The 14,728-nt window shown below is 32.6% G+C and carries 11 protein-coding genes; 5 read left to right on the top strand and 6 right to left on the bottom strand.

What is annotated here, in order from left to right; all coding sequences use genetic code 11:
* Positions 1-11: 11 nt before the first annotated feature.
* A complete protein-coding gene (locus tag BUB70_RS03230) occupies positions 12-485 on the bottom strand; it encodes a hypothetical protein (protein ID WP_073118232.1) in 474 nt (157 codons plus the stop codon).
* A 120-nt stretch (positions 486-605) separates the two neighbouring features.
* Here BUB70_RS03230 and BUB70_RS03225 point away from each other — a divergent pair, with 120 nt between their 5' ends.
* Positions 606-1,961 (top strand): UDP-N-acetylmuramate--L-alanine ligase, encoded by a 1,356-nt coding sequence (locus BUB70_RS03225; protein WP_073118231.1) that lies wholly within the window; start codon positions 606-608, stop codon positions 1,959-1,961.
* Positions 1,962-2,054: 93 nt separating this feature from the next.
* Here BUB70_RS03225 and BUB70_RS03220 read toward each other — a convergent pair whose 3' ends face one another.
* The 4 genes from BUB70_RS03220 to BUB70_RS03205 all read right to left on the bottom strand — a co-directional run bounded on the left by BUB70_RS03220 (position 2,055) and on the right by BUB70_RS03205 (position 8,341).
* On the bottom strand, positions 2,055-3,485 hold the full coding sequence (locus BUB70_RS03220) for a TolC family protein (protein ID WP_073118617.1): 1,431 nt from the start codon (positions 3,483-3,485) through the stop codon (positions 2,055-2,057).
* The gene (locus BUB70_RS03215) at positions 3,475-6,675 is read right to left on the bottom strand and encodes an efflux RND transporter permease subunit (RefSeq protein ID WP_073118230.1); all 3,201 of its coding nucleotides are present in this window, start codon (positions 6,673-6,675) and stop codon (positions 3,475-3,477) included. Before BUB70_RS03215 ends, BUB70_RS03220 begins: the two co-directional genes overlap by 11 nt.
* A gap of 20 nt (positions 6,676-6,695) precedes the next feature.
* Complete coding sequence (locus BUB70_RS03210; RefSeq protein WP_073118229.1) at positions 6,696-7,778, bottom strand: efflux RND transporter periplasmic adaptor subunit; 1,083 nt, start codon at positions 7,776-7,778, stop codon at positions 6,696-6,698.
* 161 nt (positions 7,779-7,939) lie between these two features.
* Complete coding sequence (locus BUB70_RS03205) at positions 7,940-8,341, bottom strand: hypothetical protein (RefSeq protein ID WP_073118228.1); 402 nt, start codon at positions 8,339-8,341, stop codon at positions 7,940-7,942.
* A gap of 340 nt (positions 8,342-8,681) precedes the next feature.
* Here BUB70_RS03205 and secDF point away from each other — a divergent pair, with 340 nt between their 5' ends.
* The 4 genes from secDF to obgE all read left to right on the top strand — a co-directional run bounded on the left by secDF (position 8,682) and on the right by obgE (position 14,047).
* Positions 8,682-11,648, top strand: coding sequence for a protein translocase subunit SecDF (gene secDF / locus BUB70_RS03200; RefSeq protein ID WP_073118227.1), 2,967 nt, complete (start codon positions 8,682-8,684; stop codon positions 11,646-11,648).
* 70 nt (positions 11,649-11,718) lie between these two features.
* Complete coding sequence (hpt, locus tag BUB70_RS14215) at positions 11,719-12,252, top strand: hypoxanthine phosphoribosyltransferase (RefSeq protein WP_073118226.1); 534 nt, start codon at positions 11,719-11,721, stop codon at positions 12,250-12,252.
* A gap of 105 nt (positions 12,253-12,357) precedes the next feature.
* Complete coding sequence (locus tag BUB70_RS14210) at positions 12,358-12,930, top strand: adenylate kinase (protein WP_073118225.1); 573 nt, start codon at positions 12,358-12,360, stop codon at positions 12,928-12,930.
* 118 nt (positions 12,931-13,048) lie between these two features.
* Positions 13,049-14,047: a GTPase ObgE gene (gene obgE, locus BUB70_RS03185; protein WP_073118224.1), complete on the top strand. Its 999-nt coding sequence runs from the start codon at positions 13,049-13,051 to the stop codon at positions 14,045-14,047.
* A gap of 75 nt (positions 14,048-14,122) precedes the next feature.
* Here obgE and BUB70_RS03180 read toward each other — a convergent pair whose 3' ends face one another.
* Positions 14,123-14,674 carry a porin family protein gene (locus BUB70_RS03180; RefSeq protein WP_073118223.1) on the bottom strand — a complete coding sequence of 184 codons (552 nt, stop codon included), beginning with the start codon at positions 14,672-14,674 and terminating at the stop codon, positions 14,123-14,125.
* Positions 14,675-14,728 lie beyond the last annotated feature (54 nt).

Below are 14,728 nucleotides of genomic sequence, written 5' to 3'. Positions count from 1 at the left end.
TCTTTTTTCAATTAGAATTTGTAACGTACTCCTAAGGCAATTTCTAAACCTAAATCACTATCACCATTAATAATTCCTATTTCTGGTCTTGTATCTAAAGACAATTGTAATGGAAAATCAAAATTGTATTCAATACCAACATTACCATCAGCATTTACAAATGTTTCGCTACCATCAGCTTTATCCTCAGAACCAACTCCAGCACCTGCACCTGCAAACCAATTAAAACCTGGAGCCAGTGCACTTAAATCCCAAACCCATTGATACAACCCTGTTAATTTGTAATTACTCACTCCATTTCTATCTCTAAAACCTAAATCAAATTGCAATCTATTTGAATTAGACAATGCATGTTGGTAAGAAATTTCATACCCTAAACCATCATTATCACCCAAACGCAAACCGATAGCATGCTTAGATAAATCTTGAGCTTGAGAAGCAAGACCTACTAATAACAGTCCAAATGTAACCACTAATTTTTTCATAAATTTCTATTTAATATTATTTGTTATTCGCATTAAATGTACAAAAACAAGGCCATGAGTTGTTCGCTTTTAGTAAATTTACTTTTTAATTACTTAAAGAATTTAGAAACAACAAGATAGATGAATATACATTTTATTGCTATTGGAGGTAGTGCTATGCATAACTTAGCCATTGCATTACACAACAAAGGATATCGAGTAACAGGAAGTGATGATGCAATCTTTGAACCTTCTAAATCTAGATTATCCAACAAAGGAATTTTACCTTTAACTTTTGGTTGGTATCCTGAAAAAATAACCAAAGATTTAGATGCTATTATTTTAGGAATGCATGCTAAACCTGATAATGCAGAATTACTTAAAGCACAAGAATTAGGCTTAAAAATATATTCTTATCCTGAGTTTTTATATGAACAATCAAAACAAAAAACCAGAGTAGTGATTGGGGGTTCTCATGGAAAAACAACCATTACTTCTATGATTCTCCATGTATTAAACTATCATAACATCAATGTTGATTATATGGTAGGAGCACAGTTAGAAGGTTTTGATACCATGGTACATTTAACCGAAGAAAATGAATTCATCGTTTTAGAAGGTGATGAATATTTATCTAGCCCTATTGATAGAAGACCTAAATTCCATTTATACAAACCTAATATTGCTTTGTTAAGTGGTATTGCTTGGGATCATATTAATGTCTTTCCAACTTTTGAGAATTACGTTGAACAGTTTTCAATTTTTACCGATTCTCTAACACCAGGAGGAATTATGGTGTATAACCAAGAAGATAAACAAGTAAAAAACGTGGTTGAAAACTCTGAAAACCAAATAAAGAAATATCCATATCATACTCCAAACTACACTATTGAAGATGGAACCACTCTTTTGGATACTCCAGAGGGTGATTTACCTTTAGAAATTTTTGGAAAACACAACTTACAAAACTTAGCCGGTGCCAAATGGATTTGTCAACACATGGGGGTTGGCGAAGAAGAGTTTTATGAAGCCATTGAAAGTTTTAAAGGAGCTAGTAAACGTTTAGAAAAAATAGCTGAGAAAAAATCTGCTGTTATTTTTAAAGATTTTGCTCACTCTCCAAGCAAAGTGCAAGCAACCACAACGGCTGTAAAAAATCAATACAAAAATAGAAACGTATTGGCTTGTTTAGAACTACACACCTATAGTAGTTTGAATGCTGAATTTTTGAAAGAATACGAAGGAGCGCTAGACCAAGCAGACAAGGCAGTCGTTTTTTATTCTCCTGATGCTGTAGCCATCAAACAACTTGACGAAGTTTCTGCACAACAAATAAAAGAAGCTTTTAAAAGAGAGGATTTAATTATTTATACAAATCCAGATGATTTTAAAAAGTTTTTATTTGAGCAAAATTTTGAAAATTCTGCAACTTTATTAATGAGTTCTGGAAATTATGGTGGATTAGACTTTGAAGAAGTAAAACAACTTATTTCTTAACAAGAAAATAAATCTATAGATATAGAAAATGCCGTATTACATTATCGCAATACGGCATTTTCAATTAAAAACAAAAAAACTACTCAATTCTTCTTATTTCCATCCACCTCCTAAAGCTTTGTACATATTTACAAAAGCATTCATTTGGTTCTTTTTGGTCTCAATTAATTCAAATTTAGACTCTAAGGCATCACGTTGCGTTAATAATACCTCCATATAGTCTGCTCTTGCAGATCTAAATAGATTATTTGAGATATTGATTGATTCCGTAAGCGCTTCAACCTCTTTATGTTTTAAATCAAAGCTACTTTCTAGGTTAGATATTTTAGAAAGTTTATTCACTACCTCTACATAAGCATTTAGAATAGTTCGTTCATAATTATAAACAGCTTGAATTTGCTTTGCATTGGCATTGTAATATTCCGCTTTGATTGCTTTTCTATTGATTAACGGAGCTGTTAAATCTCCACCAATAGAATACAACAAAGATTCTGGGGTACTTAATAAATATTTAGCATTAAAAGCCTGATAGCCTATACCTGCAGAAAGTCCCAAAGAAGGATAAAATCTAGCTTTTGCAACTCTTACATCTAACTTAGTCGCAGCCAATTCTAACTCAGCTTGCTTAATATCTGGTCTATTAGCCAATAACTCTGATGGTATTCCTGCATGAACAACATCAGGAGTCAAATCAACAAAACCTTCATCATCTCTTTCAATAGTACCAGCATAACCTCCAATTAAAAATCGAATTTTATTTTCTGCTTCTATGACTTGTTGCTGAATTTGAAACTGAATACTTTTTGTACTGTAAACTTGTGCCTCGAATCTCTTTACAGCCAATTCTGTTACTTTGGCAGATTGTTTTTGCAACTTTACTATCTCAAGTGCATTACTTTGTAAAGTAATATTTCTCTTTACAATTGCTAATTGATTGTCTAAAGCCAATAATTCATAATATGAATTGGCTATTTCAGCAATCAAGTTTGTAACCATAAAATTCTTTCCTTCAACAGTTGCTAAATATCTACTTACTGCTGCCTTTTTAGCGTTATGCAATTTATTCCAAATATCTATTTCCCAAGTAGCATAAGCTCCTACCATAAAATCTGGCAAAAACTCTGGATTCTCTTTTCCATCTTTAAATGGAGTGGTCGCATCATTCGCTCCTTGACTGGTATATCTACCAACCTTTTCTGCTCCTGCTCCAGCTTGTAAACCAACAAAAGGCAAATACTCCCCTTTTTTGGCTTGTATTTCATTTCTTGCAATTTCAATTTCCTGAAGTGTAATATTCAACTCTTGATTATTTACCAAAGCTGTATCTATCAACTTTACCAAATAAGGATCTTTGAAATAATCTTTCCACTGAACTTTTGCCACATTTACCGTATCCTTTACTCCATTAAAAGTTTCAGCTAATATTGTGTCTTCATTTTTTTGAACCAAAGCAGGGGTTTTACAAGCCGTAAAACTTAATAGTATCAATACTACCCCTGCATATTTATTTATCTTATTTATCATGATTTTCTTCTTTTTCGTTAAAATCATCTATTTGATGTACAAAATCTTCTGATAAAGAAGTATCATCCTCATCTTTAATTAATTTTCTACCATCTGCCAAGCTTCCAAAAATAAAGTACAGCCCTGGAACAATTACTACTCCGAAAACAGTTCCAAATAACATTCCTCCAAGTGCAGAAGCTCCAATAGTACGGTTACCAATTGCTCCAGCTCCCGAAGCAAGTATTAAAGGAATTAACCCAGCAATAAATGCAAACGATGTCATTAAAATAGGTCTAAAACGTACTTTTGCACCTTCAATAGCTGCCTCTAAAATAGTTGCTCCTTGATGACGTTTTAATACCGCAAACTCAACAATCAATACCGCATTTTTACCTAACAGACCAACCAGCATGATTAGTCCAATTTGAGCATAAATATCATTTTCAAGCCCCATTATTTTTAAAAGCACAAACGAACCTAAAATACCCACCGGTAATGATAAAATTACTGCCAAAGGAATAATAAAACTTTCATATTGTGCTGCCAATACAAAGTATACAAACACCAATACAATTAAGAAAATATAAAGAGATTCATTCCCTCTATTAGATTCATCATAAGAAAGTCCTTCCCAAGCAATATCATAATCTTTTGGCAAGCTTACAGCCGCTACTTCTTTAATAGCCTCAATGGCATCGGCAGTACTATATCCTTTTGCAGGAAGTCCACGAATAGCAGCTGAATTATACATATTATAACGTGTTACCTCGTTTGGTCCTTGTGTTTTTTTCAACTTCATAAAAGCTGAATAAGGCACCATTTCTCCATGGTCATTTTTAACATATAAATTCAATACATCCGATGGTAATCTTCTATATTTTGGATCCGATTGAACGTACACTTTAAAGAAACGTCCAAATTTCACAAATCCTTGTTCATAAGTACTACCAATTAAAATGTTTAAGTTTTCCATGGCTTTACCAATAGAAACTCCTTTTTGCATAGCAAGATCATTGTTAATCTCTAATTCATACTGAGGATAATTTGCGGCAAAGAAGGTAAATAAACCTGTTAACTCTTTACGCTTACTTAAATCATCCATGAATTTTTTATTGATCTTATCAAACTCTTGGTAATCTGTAGTGGTTGTTTTATCTAACAAACGCATAGAAAAACCTCCTGAAGAACCAAATCCTGGAATTGCTGGCGGTTCAAAAAATTCGATCACCGCTCCAAGACCTTTAGATTTTTCTTCCAATTCTTCCATCACATCTTTTACAGTTCCTTCACGTTCTGACCAAGATTTTAAGTTAATTAAACAAGTACCTGCATTAGAACCACGACCTTCTGTCATGATTTCATAACCTGCTAATGATGATACAGATTCTACTCCATCAACTTCTTCACATATTTTTTGAAGATTTCTTGCTACTTCATTTGTTCTTTCTAAAGTAGCTCCTGGAGGTGTTTGGATGATGGCATAAATAGTCCCTTGATCTTCACTTGGAATAAATCCTGATGGTAATATTTTATTTGCAAAGAAAATACTAGCACAAAAGGCTGCTAAAATTCCAAAAGTTAACCAACGTCTGCTTACAATTCTTTTTAAAACCGCAACATATCGACCTGTTAACTTATCAAAACCTGCATTAAATTTATCTAGAGACCTAGTTAATACATTCGATTTCTTTTCATGACCATGGTGATTTTTTAACAACATAGCACACAATACTGGTGTTAATGTCAAGGCTATTAATGCAGAAATTACAATTGAACTTGCCATGGTGATAGAGAACTGTCTATAGAACGTACCCACCGGACCTGACATAAATGAAATTGGTAAAAACACAGACACCATTACGGCTGTAATTGCGATAATAGCTCCACTAATTTCTCCTAATACCTTTTTCACTGCTTTATAAGGAGTAATATTTGGCTCTTCATCAAATTTAGCATGTACAGCTTCTACCACTACAATAGCATCATCTACCACAATACCAATGGCTAACACCAACGCAAACAAAGTTACTAGGTTGATAGACAAGCCAAACGCTTGTATGATAAAGAATGCTCCAACCAAAGATACTGGTACCGCTAAAATTGGAATTAAAGTAGAACGCCAATCTCCTAAGAAAATGAATACCACCAATGCTACCAAAATAAAGGCATCTCTAAGTGTATGAACTACTTGCTCTATGGAAGCATCTAAGAATTTAGAAACGTCATAACTAATTTTATAATCTAATCCTGGAGGGAACGTAGCTTTCATTTCCTCCAATTTTTCTTTTACAGATTCAATAACATCACTTGCGTTACTTCCGTAGTTCTGTTTTAATACAATAGCTGCTGATGGATGACCATCTAAGTTTGAGTAAATATCAAAAAACTCACTTCCTAACTCAACATTCGCAACATCTTTTAAGTGTATACTTTCTCCATCTGCATTGGCACGTAGAATCACATTTCCATATTGTTCTGGCTCGTTATATCTACCTTTATAGGTAAGTACATATTCTAAAGATTGTGCTTCAATCCCTGAACTTCGACCAATTCTACCAGGACGACCTACAATACTTTGTTCTTGTAAAGCTTCCATCACCTCATCAATAGAAATATTGTAAGCTCTCATTCTATCTGGTTTTAACCAAATACGCATCGCATATCTACGGCTCCCCAAAATTTGTGATCTTGCAACTCCTTTAATCCTGTTGATTTCAGGAATCATTTTTACGTTGGCATAGTTATATAAAAACTTTTCGTCCATATTTTTATCCTTAGCGTATAAGTTAACATACATTAACATACTTGGCTGGATAGGTGTGATAACCACCCCTTCACGTTGCACCAATTCTGGCAAGAGGGGCATTACTTGATCGACACGAGTTTTTACTCTAATTACAGCTTGGTTAGGATCTGTACCTGGTTCAAAAATAATTCTTAAGGTAGCTTCCCCCGCACTAGTTGCATCGGTTGCCATATATCTCATTCCTTGAACTCCGTTGATAGAATTTTCAAGAGTAACAAGGGTTGACTTTACCAATACATCGGCACTTGCTCCAGGATAGGCTATAAAAATATTGACTGTTGTGGGAGCTATTTTTGGAAATTGTGAGATCGGTAATTGCTTGATGGACAAAGTCCCTATAAAAACGATAATAATCGAAATTACAATGGCAAAAACCGGTCTATGTATAAATTTATTAAACATATCTTCTTAATTTAAGTGGCTTACTCTGCATATAAGTTTAAATGCGAGATCACGTAATCTGGTTTTACATATTCAGAGTGTATTTTTTCGTTTTCTCTTACCAATCGTAATCCTTCAATAAGGATTTTATCATTTTCAGATAATCCTCCTACAACTGCATATAAATGAGGCATTTCTTCTCCAATAATAATTTCTCTTGATTTGATTACATTATTTTTATCTACCACATACACATACTTTTTATCTAACACTTCAAAAGTTGCTTTTTGAGGAATTAATAAAGCATTGTCTAATTTAATGGTGGATAAAATATTCCCAGTTTCTCCATGTCTTAACAACCCTTCAGGATTTGGAAAAGTTGCTCTAAAAGAAATATTTCCTGTTTCGTTATTAAAGTCTGCTTCAATAGTTTCTACAACTCCAGAATGACCAAACACCTTATTATTAGGCATTAAAAGATTTACTTTAATAGGATCTTTTTTATTGATTTGAGTTTTGATATCTAAATATTCCGCTTCAGGAACATTATAATATACCCACATTTCACTGTTATCAGAAAGATTTGTTAACAACTCTCCTTCATCAACCAAACTTCCAAGTCTTACGTGAAAACGATCAATAATTCCATCAAAAGGCGCTCTAATTAAAGTAAAATCTAAATGCACTTGAGCCAAAGCCAATTCGGCATTTGCCTTTGCCAACTTAGCTTCTGCCATTGCTAACTCATTTGGAGCCACTACATTTTGATCAGCTAACTTTTTGGTGTTTTGGTATTCAATATCTGCAAACTTTACTTCCGCTTTTGCACTCTGATATTCTGCTTCGTATAATTTTGGCATAATTTGAAACAAAGGCTCTCCCTTTTTTACAAACTGACCTTCATCTACAAAAATCTTTTCTAAATAACCTCTTTCTTGGGCTCTTAGTTCAATGTGTTGTATAGAATGAACCTGACACACATAATCTCTAACAATAGCCGTGTCCTTTTTAATAGGATTAGTTACAGGAAACTTAGTTTCCACTTCTTCCTTCTCTTTTTCTTTTTTGCAACTTGTATGTAACAAAAGCACACACAAACTCGCGAGCATAAGAACTCTCTTCATGATTAATTTGTTTTGAATTGAATAATATAATTTGTTGATATTTTATTTTGAAAAGTGTGTACAACAGCACACATAGCCCTATTGGATTTTTAAATTTACCAATGGACAAAACGCAAGAAGTCTAGACAATGTAGAAACAATACCTAGCGAATGTTTGGGAATCAGATTCTGATTACTCGTAATAAGATATATCTTTTACAAGATATTAAGTGAGATAGCTTCTTAAAGAATGAAGCCTGTTGAATGTAGTGAATAATATAATCACTTGTAGGAATAGAATTTTTATTTGCAAAATAAGGACTTGCAGTAAAATTCTTTTTTAATGATGTAATTTCATCATCTTCACTATCTGTGATTTCAATTTCACAATTAAATTTTTCGAAATGTGCCAGAGTAGATTTAGCTACGTATGTTTGATGATTTCCATAAACATTTGCACTAGTATTTTCTGCTTGAATGAAATTATTAGGAGTATTTACCTCAGTTATATAACCATATAACTGACCGTATCCACTTAACAGGACAATACTTAGCAGTAAAAATTTAATTAATAATTTCTTCATTTCACGGCGAAATTACACAAAGTAGATTATTGAAACAAATATTATAATAGAAATTACAACACAATTTAAAACTCTTAAAACATTAAATATAAACAACTTATTACGTGGTTTACAATGTTCTTATCTACCAATACTCTTAAATCAGCATGAATAAATTTTTATTTTACTATTATCATACCAAAGTAGATGTAATACCCTAAAAAATTAAATTCATATTCCTAAATCATTAAGATTTACGAATATGCTAAGAATTAATATCTTAAAATTCGACTTTATTAAGTTGAAATATTATATTTGCACACTTACATAAAAAATACGTAGAGAAAACACATATAAAAAAATGCAAAACAAAGGACTTATCAGACTATTTGCCATCCTTTTTGGATTAGTGAGTTTGTACTCTTTATCTTTTACTTTTTTCGCAAATAAAGTAGAAAAAGAAGCACTTACTTACGCAACAGCAAACGCACAGGAAAACGACGGGAGAGAAATTGCTAAATTAGAGAAGAAATATCTTGATTCTGTAGCTAATATACCAGGTGTATTAGGTTTTGGAGATTTTACTTACAATGACATTAAGGACAAAGAAATTAACTTAGGTCTTGATTTAAAAGGAGGTATTAACGCTACTTTACAAGTTTCTGTTAAAGACATTTTAATTGGATTGTCTAACGATTCTAAAAATCCAATTTTTAACCAAGCTTTAGATGCAGCGACTGTTGCTCAAAAGAATTCATCAGATAGTTATTTTGAATTGTTTTACCAAGAGTTTGAAAAAATTGCTGGTGATACCAAATTAAGTGATCCATCTATTTTTGGAACTAAAAACTTAAGAGAAAAAATTACTTTTAACACTACTGATGCTGAAGCTAAAGCTATTTTAGCTGGTGAAATTGATGCTTCAATATCAACTGCATTCCAAGTATTACGTTCTCGTATTGACAAGTTTGGGGTAACGCAACCTAACATTCAACGAATTGGAAACTCAGGAAGAATTTTAATTGAATTACCTGGTGCTAAAGATGTAGAGCGTGTTAAAAAATTATTACAATCTACTGCAGAATTACAATTTTGGGAAGTATATACAGGTCAGGAATTGGTTCAATTCTTAGTAGCTGCTAATCAAAAAGTATCTGAAATTATTGCTACTGAATCTCCAAAAGAGAAAACAGAAGTAAAAAAAGAAGAAACTGCTGATGACTCAATTGATGCTTTATTAGGAGAAGCTGAAACTGAAAACGATTCCATCTCAAACAACAACACAAGTTTATTTAGTTATTTACAACCAACAGGTCAAGCTTCATCTGTCATAGGATATGCTGCTGTAAAAGATACTGCTAAAGTAAACGAATACTTAAACAACAAACAAGTTAGAGCATTATTAACTGGTGAATACAAGTATGCTAAATTCTTATGGGATGCTAAAGCAACAAACGATATTTTACCTTTATATGCTATTAAATCTAACAGAAATGACAAAGCCCCTATTGAAGGAGATGTTATTTCTGATGCAAGTCAACAATTTGACCAATTAGGTGCCAACCCAGAAGTTAGTATGTCTATGAATGGGAACGGAACTAAGTTATGGGCAAAAATGACTGGTGAAAATGTTGGTAAATTTGTAGCCGTAGTTTTAGACAACTACGTGTACACTGCCCCAAGAGTTAACGATGCAATTACAGGAGGTAGAACTTCTATTTCTGGAAACTTCACTATTGAAGAGGCTACGGATTTAGCAAACGTGTTAAAAGCAGGTAAATTACCTGCTGCTGCTCACATTATTCAATCTGAAGTAGTAGGTCCATCTTTAGGACAAGAAGCTATTAATGCTTCATTAATTTCATTTGCCATTGCCATTGTATTAGTATTAGGTTGGATGATTTTATACTACGGAAAAGCAGGTTGGTATGCTGATGTTGCTTTGTTAGTTAACATTTTATTCATCTTCGGAATTTTAACCTCTTTTGGAGCCGTGTTAACATTACCTGGTATTGCAGGTATCATTTTAACCATCGGTATGTCTGTAGATGCTAACGTAATTATTTTCGAAAGTATTAAGGAAAATCTAAGAGCTGGTAAAGGAATTACCGCTGCTATTGATGGAGGATTTAGTATTAAAGGAGCTTTATCTGCTATTATTGATGCAAACATTACTACTTTATTAACTGGTGGTATTTTATATGTATTTGGAACAGGACCTATTCAAGGTTTTGCTTTCACATTAATTGTAGGTATTTTAACTTCTTTATTTACAGCTATCTTTATTACTAGATTGTTATTAGATGCTGCTACAGGTAAAGGAAAAACTTTAGCTTTTAACACACCTACAACAAAAAATTGGTTTACAGGAATTGAAATTGAGTTTTTACAAAAACGTAAAAAAGCTTACATCTTTTCTGGAATCATCATTCTTATAGGTATTGGTTCTTTATTTACAAACGGATTAAACTACGGAGTTGATTTTGTTGGAGGTAGAACTTATACAGTGCGTTTTGACCAAGCAGTAAAATCTAACGAAGTTGCCACATCTTTAAAAGAAGTATTTCAATCTGCTCCAGAGGTAAAAACTTATGGTAATGACAATCAATTAAAAATTACTACTAAATATTTAATTAATGAAGAAGGAGCTGCTACTGATGTAAAAGTAGAAACGGCTTTATTCAACGGATTAAAACCTTACTTGCCAGAAGGAACTACTTTACAAGATTTTAAAGGTGGGTTTATTGGACAAAAAATTGGTGTTTTATCTTACGCTAAGGTAGAACCAACTATTGCTGATGACATTAAAGAAGCTGCAGGATGGGCTATTATAGGATCTTTATTAGTAGTATTCTTATACATCTTACTAAGATTTAAGAAATGGGAATATTCATTAGGAGCAGTAATAGCTGTATTCCACGATGTATTGGTTGTATTATCAGTATTCTCTATTACTTATAAGTTAATGCCTTTTGACATGGAAATTGACCAAGCATTTATTGCTGCTATCTTAACAGTAGTAGGATACTCATTAAACGATACTGTGGTTATTTTTGATAAGATTAGAGAATATACTGCGGAGCACACTAAATGGGCTTTCTCAGAGGTAGTAAACAGAGGATTAAGTTCTACTTTAGGGCGTACTATTAACACCTCTATTACTACATTGGTTGTATTAATCGCCATCTTCTTATTTGGAGGAGATAGCATTAAAGGATTTATGTTTGCTTTAATTATTGGAGTTGTAGTAGGTACTTACTCTTCTTTATTTATTGCTTCACCAATTATGTATGATACAGTAAGCAAAAAAGCTTCTAAAAAAGAATAAGACATTTATTTTTATAATATTTAAAACCGTTCTATTTTTAGAACGGTTTTTTTTATCAATCCCTATGACGATGTTACAAATACACAACAAAATATTTGAACCTTATATTTCTGAACAGAAACTTAATGAGGCTGTAAAAAAATTAACCAACGATATTGCTGTTGATTGTAAAAACGAAATCCCTTTATTTCTAGGCGTATTAAACGGCTCTTTTATGTTTTGTAGTGATTTGTTAAAAGCCTACCAAAACCCTTGTGAAATTAGCTTTATCAAATTAGCATCTTATGAAAAAACACAATCTACAGGACAGGTAAAAGAACTTATTGGTATTAATGAAGATTTAACCAACAGAACTGTAATTGTAGTAGAAGATATTATCGACACTGGAAATACTTTAGAAAAAATAGTTGCATTGCTTAAAAAAACCTCTGCAAAAAAAATTAAAATAGCAACATTGTTCCTAAAGCCAACCGTGTACAATAAAGACATCAAAATAGATTATATAGGTATAGAAATCCCTAATAAATTTATTTTAGGATACGGAATGGATTATGATGGATTAGGAAGAAATCTATCAGAAGTCTATGTTTTAAAAGACTCTTAGAAGTTTCGTTATTCTTTTTTCAAGAATTCAACGGATATCCGTACATTTGCTTTCTTTATTAAACTATTATTATTTTCTGATATACAGGAATTTAAACAAATCTAGATGAAAAACATTGTTTTATTTGGCCCTCCGGGAGCAGGAAAAGGAACTCAAGCAGAAGTTTTAAAAGATAAATACAATTTGGTTCACATTTCTACAGGAGATGTTTTCCGTTTTAACATGAAAAATGATACTGAGTTAGGGATATTAGCCAAATCATATATCGAAAAAGGACAATTAGTTCCTGATGAAGTAACCATCAACATGTTAGAAGCTGAAGTCGAAAAAAATCCACAAGCAAACGGATTTATTTTTGATGGTTTTCCTAGAACAGAATCTCAAGCAGAAGCTTTAGATACTTTTTTAGCTAAAAAAGATGCTGGAATTAATGGAATGATTGCTTTAGAAGTAAATGAAGATGAATTAAAAACTCGTTTAACAGAAAGAGCAAAAACTAGTGGACGTGCAGATGATGCAGACCCTGCTGTTATTCAAAAAAGAATTGACACATACAATGCTGAAACAGCACCTGTAAAAGATTACTACGAAAGACAAAATAAATACTACGGAATTAATGGAGTGGGTTCTATTGAAGGAATTACTGGATTAATTTCAGATGTAGTAGATTCATTATAAAAATTTAAGGCTTTTAGCCAATAGCATATGGCTATTAGTGTTTACTTGTAAATGCTAATAGCTTTTTATTTCTTATTTATTTGCTAGCGGCCAAGGCCAATAGCCAATTGCTACAATTATGACTGACGGGAATTTTATAGATTATATTAAAATATACGCTGCTTCTGGAAAAGGAGGACAAGGATCAATGCACTTACACAGAGAGAAGTTTATTGAAAAAGGTGGTCCTGATGGTGGTGATGGTGGACGTGGTGGTCACATAATTTTACGTGGAAATAAAGGAATGTGGACTTTGCATCACTTACGTTTTTTGAAACATAGTAGAGCCGGACATGGAGGTGCTGGAAGCGCTAGTAGAAGTACTGGTGCTGATGGAGAAGACAAGTATTTGGAAGTACCTTTAGGAACCATTGTTCGTGATGCTGATACACAAGAAATTTTATTTGAAATTACTGAAGACAAAGAAGAAGTAATCTTGTGTGAAGGTGGTAAAGGTGGTTTGGGAAACTGGCATTTTAGGAGTGCTACCAACCAAACTCCTAGATACGCACAACCAGGAATGCCATCTGTTGATGGATGGTTTCAAATAGAACTTAAAATACTAGCCGATGTCGGTTTGGTAGGTTTTCCTAATGCGGGAAAATCAACCTTGTTATCTGTAGTAAGTGCAGCAAAACCTAAAATTGCCGATTATGCTTTTACAACCTTAAAACCAAATGTTGGAATTGTAGAATATAGAAACTTTCAAAGTTTTGTAATGGCTGATATTCCTGGAATTATTGAAGGAGCTAATGAAGGAAAAGGATTAGGACATTATTTCTTACGCCATATTGAACGAAACTCTACTTTGTTATTTATGATTCCTGCAGACTCTGATGACATTAGAACGGATTATAAAATCCTTTTAAACGAATTAGAACTTCACAATCCTGAATTGCTTCATAAAGACAGGTTGCTAGCCATCACAAAATCAGACATGCTAGATGATGAGTTAAAAGCAGAAATGGAACAAGAGCTTCCTGAAGGGATTAAAACCATGTTTATATCTTCTGTAGCAAACATTGGAATTATGGAGTTGAAAGATGAGCTTTGGAAAATGTTAAATAAAGAAGCTTAAGCATCTTTTTATAAAATAAAAAAGGGTCGATTTAGAAATATTTCTAAATCGACTCTTTTTTTGTTTTTTTATAGATTACAAATTAATCCCTACAAAAACTTGATACAAGGTATTAAACTCATCTGCATCTTTATAAGCGCTACTCAACCCGTGGTAGTATCTAACTCCTAAAGTAATTCCAGGATTAATAGCAAAACCTACACCTCCATTAATTCCCCAATCAAAAGTATTAGGTTCAGAAGTTTCTGTTGCAGTTCCTATTCCAAAATCTATTTCTTCTTTTTTGTTAATATTCACTCCTATTTGAGGACCTAATTCTACATACAAAGGCTTAAAAATATATCCTTTAAACATTAAGGGCACTTGTATATAGTCCATTTTAACAGTTTTAGAAGCACTATCTTTAAAGCCTAATTGAGAATAAACCAACTCGGGTTGAAGAGAAAAATGTTCACTTATTTGATGTTCTCCATAAACTCCTAAGTGAAATCCATTTCTATTATCAACATCTCCATTTCTTAACGAGGAAAGGTTGTAACCAGCTTTAATACCAAAAAAAGATTTGTTCTCTTGTGAAAAAGCAATTACCGAAAATAGCATTGCAACAACTAAAAATTTCAATTTCATAATATTCGTTTTTATGTTAATACATTAATGATTGTACAAAAAACGCTCCAAAAT

This window comes from Wenyingzhuangia marina (genome assembly GCF_900130035.1).
In the GTDB taxonomy this organism is placed as follows: domain Bacteria; phylum Bacteroidota; class Bacteroidia; order Flavobacteriales; family Flavobacteriaceae; genus Wenyingzhuangia; species Wenyingzhuangia marina.
Note: the sequence above shows the minus strand (reverse complement) of the source record. Positions and strands in the feature narration are given on the sequence as shown.

What these genes read in the sequence shown, in the direction of transcription:
- BUB70_RS03225 (WP_073118231.1), top strand. Translation starts at nt 606, where the DNA reads ATGAATATACATTTTATTGCTATTGGAGGTAGTGCTATGCATAACTTA.
- BUB70_RS03180 (WP_073118223.1), bottom strand. Translation starts at nt 14,674, where the DNA reads ATGAAATTGAAATTTTTAGTTGTTGCAATGCTATTTTCGGTAATTGCT.
- BUB70_RS03230 (WP_073118232.1), bottom strand. Translation starts at nt 485, where the DNA reads ATGAAAAAATTAGTGGTTACATTTGGACTGTTATTAGTAGGTCTTGCT.
- BUB70_RS14210 (WP_073118225.1), top strand. Translation starts at nt 12,358, where the DNA reads ATGAAAAACATTGTTTTATTTGGCCCTCCGGGAGCAGGAAAAGGAACT.
- BUB70_RS03220 (WP_073118617.1), bottom strand. Translation starts at nt 3,485, where the DNA reads ATGATAAATAAGATAAATAAATATGCAGGGGTAGTATTGATACTATTA.
- hpt (WP_073118226.1), top strand. Translation starts at nt 11,719, where the DNA reads ATGTTACAAATACACAACAAAATATTTGAACCTTATATTTCTGAACAG.
- BUB70_RS03215 (WP_073118230.1), bottom strand. Translation starts at nt 6,675, where the DNA reads ATGTTTAATAAATTTATACATAGACCGGTTTTTGCCATTGTAATTTCG.
- BUB70_RS03210 (WP_073118229.1), bottom strand. Translation starts at nt 7,778, where the DNA reads ATGAAGAGAGTTCTTATGCTCGCGAGTTTGTGTGTGCTTTTGTTACAT.
- BUB70_RS03205 (WP_073118228.1), bottom strand. Translation starts at nt 8,341, where the DNA reads ATGAAGAAATTATTAATTAAATTTTTACTGCTAAGTATTGTCCTGTTA.
- secDF (WP_073118227.1), top strand. Translation starts at nt 8,682, where the DNA reads ATGCAAAACAAAGGACTTATCAGACTATTTGCCATCCTTTTTGGATTA.
- obgE (WP_073118224.1), top strand. Translation starts at nt 13,049, where the DNA reads ATGACTGACGGGAATTTTATAGATTATATTAAAATATACGCTGCTTCT.